General features: G+C 56.3%; 13 protein-coding genes. 2 read left to right on the forward strand and 11 right to left on the reverse strand.

Annotation, left to right across the window (positions count from 1 at the left end; all coding sequences use genetic code 11):
* Nucleotides 1-58: 58 nt before the first annotated feature.
* The 7 genes from cckA to flgB form a co-directional block, all read right to left on the reverse strand.
* On the reverse strand, nt 59-2,674 hold the full coding sequence (gene cckA, locus CPH65_RS22775; RefSeq protein WP_244574483.1) for a cell cycle histidine kinase CckA: 2,616 nt from the start codon (nt 2,672-2,674) through the stop codon (nt 59-61).
* A gap of 67 nt (nt 2,675-2,741) precedes the next feature.
* Nucleotides 2,742-3,827, reverse strand: a complete 1,086-nt coding sequence (gene flhB, locus CPH65_RS22780) for a flagellar biosynthesis protein FlhB (RefSeq protein WP_096175987.1) — start codon at nt 3,825-3,827, stop codon at nt 2,742-2,744.
* Between the two features lie 55 nt (nt 3,828-3,882).
* Nucleotides 3,883-4,644 (reverse strand): flagellar biosynthetic protein FliR, encoded by a 762-nt coding sequence (fliR, locus tag CPH65_RS22785; RefSeq protein WP_096175988.1) that lies wholly within the window; start codon nt 4,642-4,644, stop codon nt 3,883-3,885.
* A gap of 36 nt (nt 4,645-4,680) precedes the next feature.
* The gene (gene fliQ, locus CPH65_RS22790; RefSeq protein WP_096175989.1) at nt 4,681-4,944 is read right to left on the reverse strand and encodes a flagellar biosynthesis protein FliQ; all 264 of its coding nucleotides are present in this window, start codon (nt 4,942-4,944) and stop codon (nt 4,681-4,683) included.
* A gap of 102 nt (nt 4,945-5,046) precedes the next feature.
* Nucleotides 5,047-5,364, reverse strand: a complete 318-nt coding sequence (fliE, locus tag CPH65_RS22795) for a flagellar hook-basal body complex protein FliE (RefSeq protein WP_244574670.1) — start codon at nt 5,362-5,364, stop codon at nt 5,047-5,049.
* A 74-nt stretch (nt 5,365-5,438) separates the two neighbouring features.
* Complete coding sequence (gene flgC, locus CPH65_RS22800) at nt 5,439-5,849, reverse strand: flagellar basal body rod protein FlgC (RefSeq protein WP_096175991.1); 411 nt, start codon at nt 5,847-5,849, stop codon at nt 5,439-5,441.
* Between the two features lie 51 nt (nt 5,850-5,900).
* Entirely contained in the window at nt 5,901-6,362 is a 462-nt protein-coding gene (flgB, locus tag CPH65_RS22805; protein ID WP_244574671.1) for a flagellar basal body rod protein FlgB, read from the reverse strand.
* Nucleotides 6,363-6,620: 258 nt separating this feature from the next.
* On the opposite strand from flgB, the gene CPH65_RS22810 reads away from it, so the two are divergent.
* Both CPH65_RS22810 and fliP read left to right on the forward strand, forming a co-directional pair.
* Complete coding sequence (locus CPH65_RS22810; protein ID WP_096175992.1) at nt 6,621-7,940, forward strand: flagellar biosynthetic protein FliO; 1,320 nt, start codon at nt 6,621-6,623, stop codon at nt 7,938-7,940.
* A gap of 137 nt (nt 7,941-8,077) precedes the next feature.
* Nucleotides 8,078-8,809 (forward strand): flagellar type III secretion system pore protein FliP, encoded by a 732-nt coding sequence (gene fliP, locus CPH65_RS22815; RefSeq protein ID WP_096176585.1) that lies wholly within the window; start codon nt 8,078-8,080, stop codon nt 8,807-8,809.
* Between the two features lie 67 nt (nt 8,810-8,876).
* On the opposite strand, the gene CPH65_RS22820 is transcribed toward fliP, so the two are convergent.
* From CPH65_RS22820 to fliM, 4 genes are all read right to left on the reverse strand, one after another.
* Nucleotides 8,877-12,875, reverse strand: a complete 3,999-nt coding sequence (locus CPH65_RS22820; RefSeq protein ID WP_096175993.1) for a lipopolysaccharide assembly protein LapB — start codon at nt 12,873-12,875, stop codon at nt 8,877-8,879.
* 243 nt (nt 12,876-13,118) lie between these two features.
* A complete protein-coding gene (locus CPH65_RS22825) occupies nt 13,119-13,814 on the reverse strand; it encodes a MotE family protein (protein ID WP_096175994.1) in 696 nt (231 codons plus the stop codon).
* The gene (locus tag CPH65_RS22830; RefSeq protein WP_197703908.1) at nt 13,811-14,359 is read right to left on the reverse strand and encodes a DUF6468 domain-containing protein; all 549 of its coding nucleotides are present in this window, start codon (nt 14,357-14,359) and stop codon (nt 13,811-13,813) included. The genes CPH65_RS22825 and CPH65_RS22830 overlap by 4 nt, the downstream gene beginning before the upstream one ends.
* 1 nt (nt 14,360) lies before the next feature.
* On the reverse strand, nt 14,361-15,524 hold the full coding sequence (fliM, locus tag CPH65_RS22835) for a flagellar motor switch protein FliM (protein WP_096175996.1): 1,164 nt from the start codon (nt 15,522-15,524) through the stop codon (nt 14,361-14,363).
* Nucleotides 15,525-15,543 lie beyond the last annotated feature (19 nt).

Here is a 15,543-nt window from a genome sequence, read left to right on the forward strand (position 1 = left end):
TCATGGGCCATGAAACGCGCCGCCTTTTTATGATCATTCGCTGATTGAGATACCCGGCCTATTCGCCCAGCACTTCCTTGATCTTGGTCGCCAACTGCTTGAGCGAGAAGGGCTTGGGCAGGAAGCCGAATTCTTCATTCTCCGGCAGGTTCTTGGCGAAGGCTTCTTCCGCATAGCCAGACATGAAGATGATCTTCAACTCGGGCCGGATCTTGCGCAATTCACCCAACATTGTTGGTCCGTCCATTTCAGGCATGACCACATCCGAGACCACAAGATCAATTGGTTCATCAATCTCGCGAATGAGTTCGAGTGCTTCGGCACCTGAGCCCGCCTCATGGACCGTATAGCCGCGTGACGCCAGCGCACGGGCAGCAAAGGCCCGCACGGCCTCCTCATCTTCAACCAACAGGATCGTGGCGCTGCCGGTCAGATCGACGATGGCTGCAGAGGCCGGAACACCCTCTGCCTCATTTTCATGGACATGCTCGCCAACATCCGTGCCTTCGACAACCGAAACTGTTTCCGCCACATGGCGCGGCAGGAAGATGCGGAACGTGGTGCCCTGCCCCATTTCACTTTCAAGGAAGATGAAGCCGCCAGTCTGCTTGATAATGCCATAGACCGTTGAAAGGCCAAGCCCCGTACCCTTGCCCACATCCTTGGTGGAGAAGAAGGGCTCGAAGATCTTGTCCCGGATATCGGGGGGAATGCCGGTGCCACTATCAAGCACTTCAAGCAGGACATATTCGCCCGGCTCAAGCTGTTTGTAAGGCATCTGCATGGTTTCATCTTCAGACAGATTGCGCGTCTGGATGGTCAGCTGCCCACCCTCGGGCATGGCATCGCGGGCATTCACCGCCAGATTGACAATGACCTGTTCAAGCTGGTTGAGGTCGGCCTTCACCGGCCAAAGGTCACGCCCGTAGACCAGCTCCAGTTCGACTTTTTCTCCAAGCAGGCGATCCAGAAGGATCGAAAGATCGGCAAGCACATCCCCGAACGAGAGAATCTGCGGCCTGAGTGTCTGACGCCGCGAGAAGGCCAGCAGCTGCCTGACGAGAGAGGCGGCCCGGTTGGCATTCTGCTTGATGTTCATGATGTCCTGAAACGCCGGATCGCTTGGCTTGTGGCTGGCAAGCAACAAGTCGGAAAAGCCGATGATGGCCGTCAGAACGTTGTTGAAGTCATGCGCGACCCCGCCTGCGAGCTGACCGACGGCCTGCATTTTCTGGCTCTGGGTAAACTGGACTTCCAGTTCTCGTTGCTTTGTGGTTTCCAGCGCATAGACGATAACCTGTTCTTCGTCGGCATCACCGTCTTCGACCCCTGAAAGGAAGAAACGGATCGTTCGGCTGTCGTCTTCGGCCAGTTCGCATTCCACCGGCAGAATGTTGCTCTTGCCATTCAGCGCTTCGTCGATCGCAGCCGATAATTCGTCGCGGTTTTTCTCTGCCAGCAGATTGTGGATCGTCGGGGCGGGCTCCTCGTCAGAGGGGCTGTTATCGGGAATGACAGCGGAGAACAACCGCGCAAACGGCGCGTTGGTGCGCACCACCCGGCCTTCGCCCGTCAGCGCAGCAATGGCAATGGGCGTGTTGTTGAAGAAGCGCGCGAAGCGAACCTCCGCCGCCCGCAATTCTTCTGAGATATCCTCGCCCGGACTGCGATTGATCACAATCGTGCGCGATGCGCCCAGTGTTCCGTCAGCGGCGATGGGCACGCGATGCATCAAACGAACCGGCAACCCCTGCCCGTTGCGTTTGACCAGATCAAGGTCGATCATGTCGGTCCGGCGTCCGCCAGACGATGAGCTGACAGCATCGAGCAAGGCATTGCCATCCCCCGAGACAAGCTCATTGAGATTGAGATGCCGCGGCTCGAACTGCGCAAGATCATACCCCAGCCAATCGGCCAGCGTGGCGTTCATATAGATGACCTTGCCATCCGGTTCGGCAGAAAAGAATCCGGCAGGTGCATGATCGAGATAGTTGATGGCGAGTTGAAGCTCCTGAAAGATGTTCTCCTGCCGCTCGCGATCGCGGGTGATGTCGCTGACCTGCCACACGGAGAAGGCATCCTTGCCGCCGCCCGTTTCGGTGTCATTGAGCGCACGCACCTTGATGCGGAACCAGCGCGCCTGTGGCGCGTCTGCATCCGGCACGACGCCCACGGGCCCCTTGAACAGCCGAAATTCCTCAAGCGCCGGGCGTCCGCTGCGGATGGCCTCGGACAGCCGGTAGATGGCCTCCGCGGCATCTGGTTCGCCGCCAAAGCTGCGTTCGATGGAGCGGATCTCCTCGGCGCTTTGCGCGCCGGTCAGGCGCCCATATTCCGCGTTTGCATAGACAATCCGGTCGCGGGCGTCACAAACGAGGACACCATCGCTCATGCTATCCACAAATTGTCGCGTCAGATGGGGCGGAGCGGCCGCATTGCCAAGCTTGACCAGCCCAACCGCAAGCCCGAGCAACGACAGGATACCGATACCAGCCAGAACGCTGAGAAACACCAACTGCAAATGGCTACCGATCTGTCCTTTGAAGAAAACCAGGGCCGCAGCAACGACCACCAGAAAAACAGCCAGTAACAGCAACCACTTGACACTTCCAGACCGATCAACATGGTCAATCATGGCCTGCGCTGTATCCTCGTGGCTCAATTGTCTGCCCATCATGTATCCCCTGCCTCAGACTGACAGCACATCAGCCAGCACCGCCAAATGAGAAGTTCATCCAACTCTATTGGTTGCGACTAGCCCAACTTGTACGATTCTTCAATTTCATAATATAGCCAATCACTTCAGCCACAGCTTTATAATGCTCTTCTGGCACCTCGTCATCGATATCCACCGTTGCATAAAGCGCTCGGGTCAGCGGTGGGTTCTCAACCAACGGAATCTTGTGCTCTTTGGCGATTTCACGAATACGCATGGCCGTCTCGTCGACGCCCTTGGCAACACAGATCGGGGCGCCCATGCCGCTTTCATACTTTAGCGCAACCGAATAGTGGGTCGGGTTGGTCAGCACGACCGTGGCTTCGGGCACAGCGGCCATCATGCGTTTGCGGCTACGTTCCATACGCACCTGGCGCAACTTCGCCTTGATGTGCGGATCACCCTCGGCCTGCTTGTATTCTTCCTTGATCTCGCGCATCGACATCTTTTGCTTCTCCTGCCAGCGATTGCGCTGATAGAGATAGTCCATGGCAGCCAGAACCGTCATGACAACGATCACACCGATCACCAGTTGAAGCGCCAATTCCTGAATGAAGGGCAGGATCTGAATCGGGTCCAGCCCCATCACGAGATCGAGCTTGTCCCTTTGCGGATAAAGGATGACAGTCATCAGGAATGACACGATGGAAAGCTTCACAAGCCCCTTGACGAAATTGACCAGACTCTCTTTGGAAAACAGACGCTTGAAACCACTGGCGGGAGACACCTTGGACATTTTGGGCTTTAGCGGCTCGGTCGAAAAGACGAACTTGTGCTGGATGATGTTGCCGAAAACAGCCATCGCCAAAAGCGCAATCATCGGCGCGATCAGAACGCCAAGCATGGCATAGCCCACCTGACCCCAGACCTGCGTCAGAAGAGCACCATCAAGGGTCAACTGATAGGAATGCTCGAAAAAGCCCTTGAGGTTGTTCGCCGTGCCCTTGGCGACATAGCTCCCCAGTACGGCAACCACAAGACCGGTGCCCATCATGGAGAACCAGGCGGAAACCTCCTGACTCTTGGCGACATCGCCTTTTTTATGCGCATCATCGAGCCGTTTCTGTGTGGGCTCTTCCGACTTTTCTGCATCATCATTTTCTTCGGCCATGCAAGCCTCCTAAACCACGCCCCTGTCCGCCGCGACAAGACGCGCGCACGCGCAGCTAACGCGCTATAAATTTGCCCAGAACCATTTCGATATGCCCCATATACCAGGTCATCAGCGTGGTGAGCATGAGCATGAACAGGATCATACCGATCAGAATGTTGGCAGGCATCGCAATGAAAAACACCTGCAATTGCGGCATCAGGCGCGACAGTATGCCCAGCCCGAAATAGAAGATCAGTCCATAGACAATGAATGGCGCTGACAGTTTGAGGCCAACCACAAAGGAATCGGCCAGAATTTCGGTCGCATAATCGGCCATGTCGCCAAGCGGCAACATCTGGTTGACCGGAAATAACTCGTAACTGTCATACATGGCCCCGATCATCAGATAATGCAGATTGGTGACGAAGATCAGCGTGATCGCCACCGTCGACAGGAAGGTGTTGAGCTGGACCGTCTGCTGTCCGGTGCTTGGATCGGGGCCCATCGCAAAGCTCAAACCAAGCTGAAAGGCAATGGTTGTCGAGGCGATCTGCAACGCGGCCATGATCAGCTTGACGGACAGGCCCAGCAGCAGCGCGATGAGCATTTCCTTGCCCATGGCAGCCAGAATGCCCGCGAACGTTGCTGGTACCACACCATAGTTGCCGGATACCATGGGATAGAGCATCAAGCTGACCATCACCGCCAGTATCAGGCGCACCCGCACGGAAACCGCCTTTTCCGAGAAACCCGGCATCAACATGAACAGCGTCCCGATGCGGGCAAAGATCAGAATAAAGATGTAGGCGGTTTGCGGAAGAACGTTGAAAAGCATTGCGCGTTTCGCACCTAGCCGGGCCGGTCATAAGCCCTAGCCCGTAATGGCACGCTCCATCAACAAACGAGTGAAGCCGCCAAGCGTGGCCCCAAGGAACGGCATCGTCAGCATGAGCATGAGAAAGATGGCGATGATCTTGGGAACAAAGACGAGAGTCATTTCCTGAATCTGAGTGAGCGCCTGAAACAGCGCAATGATCACACCAACCACCAGACCAACAATCATAATGGGCGCAGATATCTTGATCAGCACCCATATTCCTTCTCGTCCTATATCCAGTACTTCCGGACCGGTCATTTCAGGCCTCCTTGAACGCTCGTCAGGCGAGAGTGCATAGCACCAACCCCGTCCGTTCCAATGCCGCCACGATCAACGGCAGGCCTCCAACCCAGCAACGGATCAGATTGGCATCCGCATGATCTCTTCATAAGCGGAAATCACGCGGTCACGAACGGACACCATGGTTTCCAGTGCCACTTCGGTTTCAGCGACCGCGGTGACGACATCGACCACATCGGCCTTGCCATGCACCATGTCCGTTGCGGCTTTTTCCGCAACCTGTCCCTTGTCGAGAACACCGCTCACCCCGTCCTTTACCATTGCGCCAAAGTCGGGTTTGTTGTCGGCGGCCTGCTGAAGTGTCGGAGTAGAGTTTGTCTGATTCGTCAGCTTTTGGGCCAGATTATATGCATTTGCTGCAGTCAAAGATGTGTTCAGCATGGTGCCTCTCGTCTTGCCCTATCGGAGCAATGTGTGCTGAAAGCCGTCTTGCCCGGATTAGGTATCCGGCATTAAGCCTTTAAAATATCGATTGTTTTTGTGATCATCGTGCGTGTTGCAGAAATCACATTGAGGTTTGCCTGATAGCTGCGCTGTGCCTGCTGCAAATCCGTGATTTCAACCAGTGTGTTCACATTTGGCAGCTTCACATAGCCGTCTTCGTCGGCCGCCGGATGTCCCGGCTCATAGCGGGTGCGAAAGTCCGACTTATCCGGCAGGATACGCCCCAACTCGATGGTTTTCGCCCCCAGCTCCCGGTCGAAACTGGTGCGGAACGTTGGAATCTGGCGCTTGTAGGGATCGGCGCCAGGCTGACGACCCGTCGACTCGGCGTTGGCAATATTCTCTGAGATCACACGCATACGACCGCTCTGAGCGTGAAGGCCGGAAGCCGCAATCATGATTGATCGCAAGAAATCCATCAGGTGTCCTTTCCCTTGTCGTCCGTCGGTTCAAAATGGCCAAAGAGCCTCTTAGCGCCTTTGCGAAGCCATCCGGATCATGTTCAGACCCTTGCTGTAGAGCTGGGTGACTGCCTGAAAATCCATCTGGTTGGTTGTCACCTTCATCATCTGTTCTTCGAGCACCACGGCGTTGCCGCTGGGTGTCGTCTCGAAGCCATCAACCTTTTCGCCCACGAGTTTGCCGTCAGGAAAGATCGCGCGACCTTGCAGATGGTGCGAGTTCGTCATACGCGTCTGCAGGCCTTCCGCCTTGAAAGGCTTGAGGGCGCTGCCAAAATCGAATTCTGACAATTCCTTGACCTTGTAGCCCGGCGAATCCGCGTTCGCGACATTCTCTGACAGCACTTTCTGACGTGCCTGATGCCAGTGCATCTTGTCGCGCAGCATGGAAAAGAGTTTCAGATCGCTCAGAGCCAAAAGGTTGCCTCGTCGGTTTGTGCCATTGGATGAGAAACCCGGCGGCACAGTCACAGTTCTCAAGGCAAATTTTGCCTACCATATGGTTAATGAGTTATTAACGTCAGGCGCTCTTTTCGCGCATTGACCGAAAAGCGTCACTTTTCCGGGGACTTGCACTCGGCAAATTTTGCAAATTGCACTGAAGGCATGCGCAAAAACTTTCAAAAGCGTTAAAATGATCCTGAGTTAAGAGATTCGCACCTGCAACACGGTTCGTAATGCGTTGAAATGTATGCCGGCTGGGCTGGTAGAAAGTAGATTGGAAGTTCCATGTTTAGTGATGAAAGCGGCCTGCTTCTGCAGTTTTTGGTGGCTCTTGGCATTGTCCTGATCCTGATTCTCGTGCTTGCATGGATCCTGAAGAAAGTGAACACCATCTCAAGCAGGGTCGGACGCGAAGGGGCCCATCCGCGCCTCTCGGTGCGCGAAGCCATTCAGGTTGACCACAAGCGGCGTCTTGTTCTGCTGCGGCGGGACAATATCGAACATCTGGTGCTGATCGGTGGAGAAAACGATCTGCTCGTTGAGCACCACATTCCGCCCATGCCTCAAAGTGCAGCCCATCCCGGATCGTTCGCTCAGGCAGGTGTCCCGGGCCATGCTGGATCGCCTCCCGCAGGACAAGCCCCGACGGGTGCAAATCCGACTGGTCCAACTCCATCAGGTCCCGCACCAGCGAGTCAGGCACCTTCAGGACCATCCATGCGCCCGGCACCCCAACGTCCGGCCGCGCATACACCCCAGACAGCGACACAGGCTACGTCACAGGCTTCGACCCATACTCCAACACAGGCAGGCGTCAGCACTTCGGGCGCGTCCACGCCATCGACAGACCGCACCAAAGGCAACGCGGCCGCCCCATCTCTCGACCCGTCAATCAAGAAAGCGGTAAGCGCGTTGACGGCTCAGCCTCCCGCCACGTCGCCCAAACCACCAGCTGTCTCCATCCCCAATGAGACACAGCACCGCCAGACGCCAAGAGACCAGACACCACCAGCGACAACACCAAAAGCTGAAGAGAGCTGGTCTGCACCACAGCGCGCCGCGACACATAACACCGATTTGAATCGTCCCCTCGCGAATCGTGAGCAGGGCCGCAAAGTGCCGCAATCGCAAGCGCCGGACGAAACGGCGGACAAATATGCGGACACGTATAAGGCGCAGAACGCAGCGCCTGAGCGTTCTTATGAAAAAGACAAACCAGATGAAGGCCCTGACGCTCGGTCTACACCGACCACACAGCGCACCGCCGCCGAGAGCACCCCGGCAAGCACGCCCGCAAAGGCAGCAAGCCCAAGAGCGGAGCAGGCTGAGGATGGTGCGCCCCTCGCCCAGCCAGCCGCCCCTGCAAGTGCCCCCCGGCAAGCACCAGATCCATCCAGCACCCCAGAGCCATCCAGCAATAAAGATGCTGAGGCAAAACCGGAACGGACGCCATCAGCTGAAGCTCCGCCTGCTGGGGTCAGGCAGGAAGACGCAGACCCCTCTCAAACGCGGGCTTCACCAGAAGCCGCTGAGCCGAAAGAGTCCTATGAGGATGAAATCAACCGTCTGCTCAATGAGCTGACTAGCGACCCGAAAAAGTCATAAGGCCGACCATCTTGGCATCATTCTCGAAAGTGCCGGAGACTGCACCCAAAGCCGCGCCAGAGCAGGCCGGTGCATTGGCAGCTCCGCGCAAAGGCCCAAGTTGGCGCAAGAGGCTGAGACAACTCGGCCTTGTCAGCATGCTGAGTTTTGTCTTTGCTTGCACGATGGTCTGGTTCGCGTGGCTCAATCCAGCCTTCGCGCAACAATTGACCATCGGCTTCGGCGACGATCTCACGATCACCGAACGGGCCGTGCAGCTGGTCGGCCTGATCACGGTGCTGTCTCTGGCACCGTCGATCCTCATCATGGTCACGTCCTTCACCCGGATTGTCGTGGTGCTGTCGCTGTTGCGCTCGGCAATCGGGCTTCAGACTGCACCGCCCAACACGGTGATGATCAGCCTTGCCCTGTTTCTGACCGCCTTCATCATGGCGCCAACCTTTGAAGAAGCCTACAACATCGGCATTCAACCCCTCGTGGATGGCGAAATTGAGCCCGCAGAAGCCTTTGACCTCACCTCGCAGCCGTTTCATGCCTTCATGCGCCGGCATGTGCGCGAAAACGATCTCGCTCTGTTTCTGGACATGGCACAGCAGGAAGCACCGGCGACCCCGGAAGACGTAAGCCTTCGGGTTCTCATCCCTGCTTTCATGATCAGTGAACTGCGTCGGGCTTTCGAAATTGGCTTTCTGGTGTTCCTGCCCTTCATCATCATCGACCTTGTGGTCGCTTCGATACTCATGTCGATGGGTATGATGATGCTGCCGCCAGTGGTGATTTCTCTGCCGTTCAAGCTCATATTCTTTGTTCTGGTGGACGGCTGGAACCTGATCACCGGATCATTGGTCAGAAGCTTTTTGGGGACATAGAACGCAGTTGACCGCTACAAGACCGCGATCAGCAATCACGATCCGGCGAGTGCCAACAAGCTTGGCCTCACACTTGCGGGTTGTCCGGAGTGTCTGCGGGCTTTTCAGGGGTCGCGGTTTCCGGCTTGGCATCGGCATTCATGTAGCGTGTGCGATATTCCTTGAGAAACCGCTCCATCGTGTCGATGCCCGCAATCTCTTGAGCAATGGCCTGAAACTGCTGCCCGTTGCTTTCAATCGGCATGCTCACCACGTCAAACGCACCGGCAACCGGCGAATTGCTCATCTTGTCGGCAAATTTCCGGCGCAGGCGATCAAGCCCCAACCGGTCGTCGGCCAACGTGTAGGCAATCCCGGCCCGCAGGATATTTGTCTGCTCGTTTTCGTCAAGCTCTGCACCGACGGTCCAGCGGTCCCCCAACAAAACCTCGATCTGTTCGGCCGCGTCCTGCCAGCGCTTGGCGCGCCAGAGAATGTCAGCCCGCAATTGCTCGACATCATCCCCCTGAAGTGGCTTGAGAATATCAAGCGCAAGATTGACCTTGTTCAGCTCGGCCAACGCCTTTGCCTCGACAAGGCGCCGTTGCCGCTCTAAAGACAGCGGCAACTGAGACTGACGCGTACGGCGCAAGGTGTCGAGAGCCAGATTGGGTTTGCTGTCGAGCAGATAGACCATCGCGAGATCTGCGGCAATTTGCGACCGTGCAGCACCCTTGAGGCGATTGTCGACCTGATGCTTGAGCAGATCGGCCGCCCGGTCCAGAAGGTCCACCTCCACCAGCTTGTCAGCCAGTCTGCGAACCATTTCGTCGCCGCGACGCCCCACCGGGGTCAATTCGCGGAAGTCATAATATAGCGACAGCGCCTTGATGGCGGAGAGCTCGTTCACCTTGCCGTCGAGGAACAGCGAGGAAAAAACCGCGTTCATCTCTTCTTGCAAAACACGGGCAACATCGGAATTGGGATCGGAATCCGCGGCTGAATGCAATGTCTCAAAGGCACTACGATACTCACCCTTGTCCACATAGAGATGGGCAAGGGTTCTGAGAGCATTCAATTCGACATCATCACCCCGCCAAACAACAGAAAGGCCCTCGAGTTCATCGATGGCCTGATCCACGTCGATGACTTTTTCCTGTTGCCTTAACTTTATATCCTGCAACCAGGCTTGATTGGAAATCGGCAAATATCCAGTGTCTCGCGAGGCCTTGAATGCCTCGAATGCCTCCTGCGGCTTGTTCATGGCCACAGCGATCCGGCCTCGCAGCAGATTGTAGCGCGCGATGCTCTCATCATTGAGAAAGGCGGGGTTCACTTCCGCAAGGGCAGCAGATGCACTACCGAACTGTTGATCAATGAGACTGATTTCAACGCCATCGAGCAGCATCATCTGGCGGACGCTATCACTATAGTCAGGTGCAACTGTGCTGGCCAGATCAAGAGCGTCTTCCGCTTCGCGCCAACGATGCGTTCGCGCTGCAGCAAGCCCGCGCCAAACCGATGCATCGGGGTCGTTGTCGAATTCGGGATGATTGAGCCGCTTGAAGGCTTCTTCAGGACGCCCCGCCATGAGTTCTGCCGCAGCATAGAGGGTACGGAAACCGCGGCCCCGGGCAAATTCCGGCGCGGCATCCTCTATGATCTGCAAATGCCCCAATGCCTCGATGGAATACCCATTGGCCACCAGCAGGCGCGACAGCTCCAGTTCGCTCTGAATGGCCGCCATATCCTTGAACTGCGAGAGCTTGCGCTCCAGTTCCTGACGCTTGCGCGTGAAGGCAACCGGGCTATCCATCGCGAGTGAATCGAGATCCAGAAAAGTCTCACGCGCCTTGTTGCTTGTCTCCGTCAACCCGCTGACGTCGATCGGAGCCACCTCGGTGTTGGACAGTGTCAGGCCGCGCCGGGAACTGATGTAGACATAGCCCTCGTCCCGCGCCACCTGCAAATCGTCGACATGCTCTGCAAGGGCAATGCCATGGGCAGAGATGATGGTGGTAAAGTCAACCAGCCGCTGACCCTTGACGAAACCGCGCGCCGGGCCAAAGCCGGTCACTACGTGAAGATTCTCGCCCGTTCCCGGATCGCGCAGCTTGAGCACCGAAGAGGAGCCATCGAATTTCACGCGCATCGCCGATCGGCCGCCACTGATCTTGGTGCGGGCCATGTGCAGCGGCTTGGTCGGCTCGACAACCATGTCGCCAATGGTCAACAGCCAGCCATACCCCTCTGGCGAAAAGGTCACCAGCCGCGAATTGCGAAGCGGAATGCGCAACACGGCAGTATTGCCCGAGCGCCAAACCTCCAGATCATCCGCGACAGCCTCTAGCGGTTTGCGTGCGGTCTCGACATCAAGATCAAGGGATGTGTCGAAAACTGCCCAGATGATACCATTGCGCTTGAAAACCGCAGAGCCGGTCGGATTGTTGAACGGAAAATACAGCCGAACCGAACGTCCGAATGTCTTGGCTTCCACACGCAGTGTCTGCGACGACAAATCAGGCATGGAGCCCTGCATTTGCTCAGCATTTCCGCGCGTAACCCTCTGTGGTACCACTTCTCGGGTCTGTTGCGTGATATTGGGTGGCTGCTGGATCGTCTCGTTCGATGCCGGGGCCATCATGTCCCCGACTTGTGCTGGAACCGACACATCGGTTTGCTCGATGGTTATCGGTTCATTGCGAATGATCGGCGTTTGTTGAGAAACTTCTGGGTTGACCTGAGCAACGACCTGCGCAGCGTTGTCGCCAATTGACGGGTCAGGCAATTCCTGCACAACTGCCGGCTCTTCGGTTATGATGGCCTGCGCATTGGTCGGATCAAGGTTTGGTGCAGAAACATTGGGCTTGGCCTGAGGCAAAGGCTGCGTCTCAATCGGCAGAATGGGAACCGTAGAAACAGGCTCTCCATTGGGCGATAGCGGTTCTGTCAGCTGTGCGTTGGTGAACAACGTGCCCTCGGCATTGCGACCCGACGGATTGGGACCAAGGATCAGATCCTGCGCGCTGTCGGGCGTGCCACCAATGCGATCCCCCACGCCGGTCACTTCGGATCCGTCTTCATCATTCGTCGTCGGATTGACACCGCGTGCAATCAGAACGCTGTCGTCGCCGGGCTTGGAAATCGCGCGCGTGATCGTATCTTCAACACCCTTGGCCTCGAACAGCTGCTTGTCGCCCGTCACGTCTACGACATAGCCATTGTCTTCTCGAAAGGCTCTGACATCCGAATTCTTGTCGATAATCAAACGGAATTGCGTGCGCCCATCGCTATAGCTCATGCGCATGTCATGAACGAGCGCAGGCAGGTTTGCGCGCAAATCACTCAGGTCGGCATCCGTCTTGTGGTTGAAATAGAGATCAACCACATCACCCTTCCGTTCAAAGGTGGAATCGAACGGAATATTCCAGATGAAGGCAAAGCGCGAAAAAGTCGGGTGATCACCGATGCGAATGTCGAGCTTGGGCTTAACGCGCGTGGCGCTCTCGGCCTGTTCAAGCGACCGAGCGAGACGCAGGGCTTCTTCGGCACGTCTGGCCAATTCAGTAACGACCTCGGCTGGCAACACCGGAGGGGGCCCCGCCCAGGTCTTGGGCAGAAAATCCACATAGAGACGCTCACCAGCCTCCATCGTATTGATCCGAATGCCTTCTTTGAGCGCAATGCGGACACCTTTGCCATCCGGGTCCTGTCTGGCAATGGTTACATAGTCCCCGAGAATACGCGGCATCGACGAAACGCTATCCGACTTCATGCCTTCGTCAAAGCGGACAACGAAAATGCTGTTTTCCTGCTTCATCGAATATTCAGGAAGCAAATTGCGTCCGGTAAATCTAAGGACAAGTCGGCCAAAGCCCTCTTCGGTGGACATCAGGACGTCCAACTTGCCTGGGCTGATCTCGTTTGTGCGGTCCGAAACGACCTCGGTTGACTGCGCCAGAGACTGAGTGGGAACCGTCATGACCGAAATGGCACAGATGAGACAAACAAACGCCAAGCACCCTGTTCGGGAACTCGCCTTTGCCAATCTGATCAACATATCTGTCAGCCGAACCTGTTTCGACATCTTCGTCTCCACTCGAGCAGACCCTGATTCACACGCATAAATCCCCGCCAAGCACTGGCAGGCCGGTCTGGAGACTATCGTAAAGCCAAATGATTTACCCACACTTACCGCGATAGGCGCAATTTGAGACAAACACCGGCCAATTCGTCAGGTTATTGACGCCTCTTGGCCAAAGTCGCCAGCCACTCTCCTGACCAGAACCTGCGCCTCTCCTGACCAGCATCAGTGCGTCAAGCATTGGGCCTAGTTACCGATTTGCGGCAACTCCTGAGATCCAAGATCGTTGACTTCCTGTTCAAGCGTTTCCCCGCGTGCAATCGCCATGCTGAGCTTGCTTGCCGCATCGGGATTCATGGACCCCATAATTTTGGCAACCGTGCGCGGTTTCATGATCTTAACCATGTCCGTCAGCACTTCGATGTCGAGGGACTCAAATATCTTTGCAGCCGCCTTAGGCCGCATCGACTGATACATGGCCACCAGCTTCACCAGATCTTCCTGCTGTTCCCGGTCCCGTTCCTTGGTCGCCAGCTTGATCGATTCCTCAAGAGTTCTCAGCTCCTGAACCCGCTCATTCAGACGCTTTTCAGCAGCTTTCAGAAGGGCCTCACGCATCTCCAGACTCTTGGAGCGCTCATCGAGTTCTTCCCTGCGATGGGCAAGTCGTTCGAGGATGGCCAGTTCGGATCGCGACGTGCTGCTCTGGTCGACGCGCATCCCATCCATGAGGGACGGCGGCTCTTGCGCATCACTGTTGGTCGGTGCAGGCTGTTCCGTCGCGGCCGCAGCCGGATCCGCAGGCGGCTGCACTTCCTGAGCCTGCACGGGCATGGTAGACCCCACAAAACTGTCACTGTTGGCGACCAGATGCGTGATCTTGATGCAAAACAGCCCGGCCACTGCGATCAGCAGGGCCGGAAGCAACCGCACATGTGTCATGCTGCATAACCTCTTTTCTGCCTGATGGCGGTCAGTCGTTCTGACGTGGCAGCAGCAACATCCTTGAGGCTACGCGGCGCTTCGACCTGAGGAGCCGCATGCATCGGGCCAACCTCGGCATATTTGGAAGACATGCGCGGATATTCTGCATCCTCGGCATCGAAACGGGGCTCGTGTCGAACATGCGTGCGCTCACCGCCAGCCACCGTCTTGTTGGTTCCGTTGCGAACCGCATCAGAAATCTTGACGAGACGACCAACCACGCCATCTCCCTGAGTAACATAATACTGCAGCTCGGAGGACAGCCGTTCCGCTTCTTTCAAGCGGTGCGTCAGGTTCTTGTCACAATCACCAGCCGTTGCTTTCAGGCCGAGAATTGCGCGTTCGGCAATCTCAGTGGCAGTGATGAGTTCGGCGATAGTTGCCCGCAAAGCTTCCTCATCATTGCGCAAACGTTTCAATCGACCGTTAAGAGTGACGCAATAGCCGATCGTTAGAACAAGCAAAAAAGCCACGAGCAATTCGATCATTATTCCCACAGTCATCCTACTCACCCTTTCCGGATCCGCCTTGAGCCGCCTTTTCAAAAGCCGTCAAAGTCATTTTTGATTTGGCCAGATCATTTGAAACCTGAACCGATATATTGCCATTATGCTGGCCCATCACACCTTCTGTGAGATGCACGTTGCCGCACTTGATATTGACCGGATCCTGCGGACCCGCCTCCAGCATCAATGTCTGCCCGACATCAAGTTTCATGATCTCGTTGAGCGACATTTTGCGCTCGAACAGAACCGCATCCAGCTGAATTTCCGAATGATACACTTCTGTTGCCAGATGCCCTTCCCAAATCGGATCACGACCGAACTTTTCACCCATAAACATCTGCAAAAGCAGATCTCGAATGGGTTCGATCGTTGCATAGGGCAGTAACATCTCGATTTTGCCGCCCCGATCCTCCATATCGATCCTGAGTTCAACCAGAATCGCTGCGTTGGCAGGGCGCGAAATCGCCGCGAATCGCGGATTTGTTTCAAGGCGTTCGAGCGAAAAACGAACCGGAGAAAGCGGCCGGAACGCCGCCTCGGCATCCTCCAGAACGATCTCGATCATCTGGCGCACGAGGTTGAGCTCGATAGTGGTATAGGGCCGACCTTCAACGCGTATCGCAGACGTGCCACGTCCACCACCCAGCAACACATCGATGATCGAATAGATCAGATTGGAGTCAACCGTGATGAGACCGAGGTTATCCCACTCCTCCGCCTTGAACACCGTCAGAATGGCGGGCAGCGGGATGGAGTTGAGATAGTCGCCAAAACGGATCGACGTGATAGAATCAAGGGACACCTCAACGTTATCGGAGGTGAAATTGCGAAGGCTCGTCGTCGTCATGCGCACCAGACGGTCGAAGACGATTTCGAGCATCGGCAGACGTTCATAGGAAACGATCGCAGAATCGATCAGCGCACGCACACCGCTGCGCTCGCCGGCAAAGCCGTCGTCCAGACTGAAGCCCAGCAGGTTATCGATTTCTTCCTGATTGAGCACCCGGTCGGCGCCGCGAGCATTGCTCTCGTCGCCATCCATCGGCTCATCGATCATGGCAGCCCATTGAGCGGCCATCTCGTCGGCAGTACCGGCGCCCTGCTCTTCGAGAGCAGCGCCCCAGTCCGCCATCAGGTCTACGCCTTCATCTTCGTCAGCCATCACTCACCCACTGGCTCTG

The sequence above is a fragment of the Cohaesibacter sp. ES.047 genome (genome assembly GCF_900215505.1).
Lineage (GTDB): Bacteria > Pseudomonadota > Alphaproteobacteria > Rhizobiales > Cohaesibacteraceae > Cohaesibacter.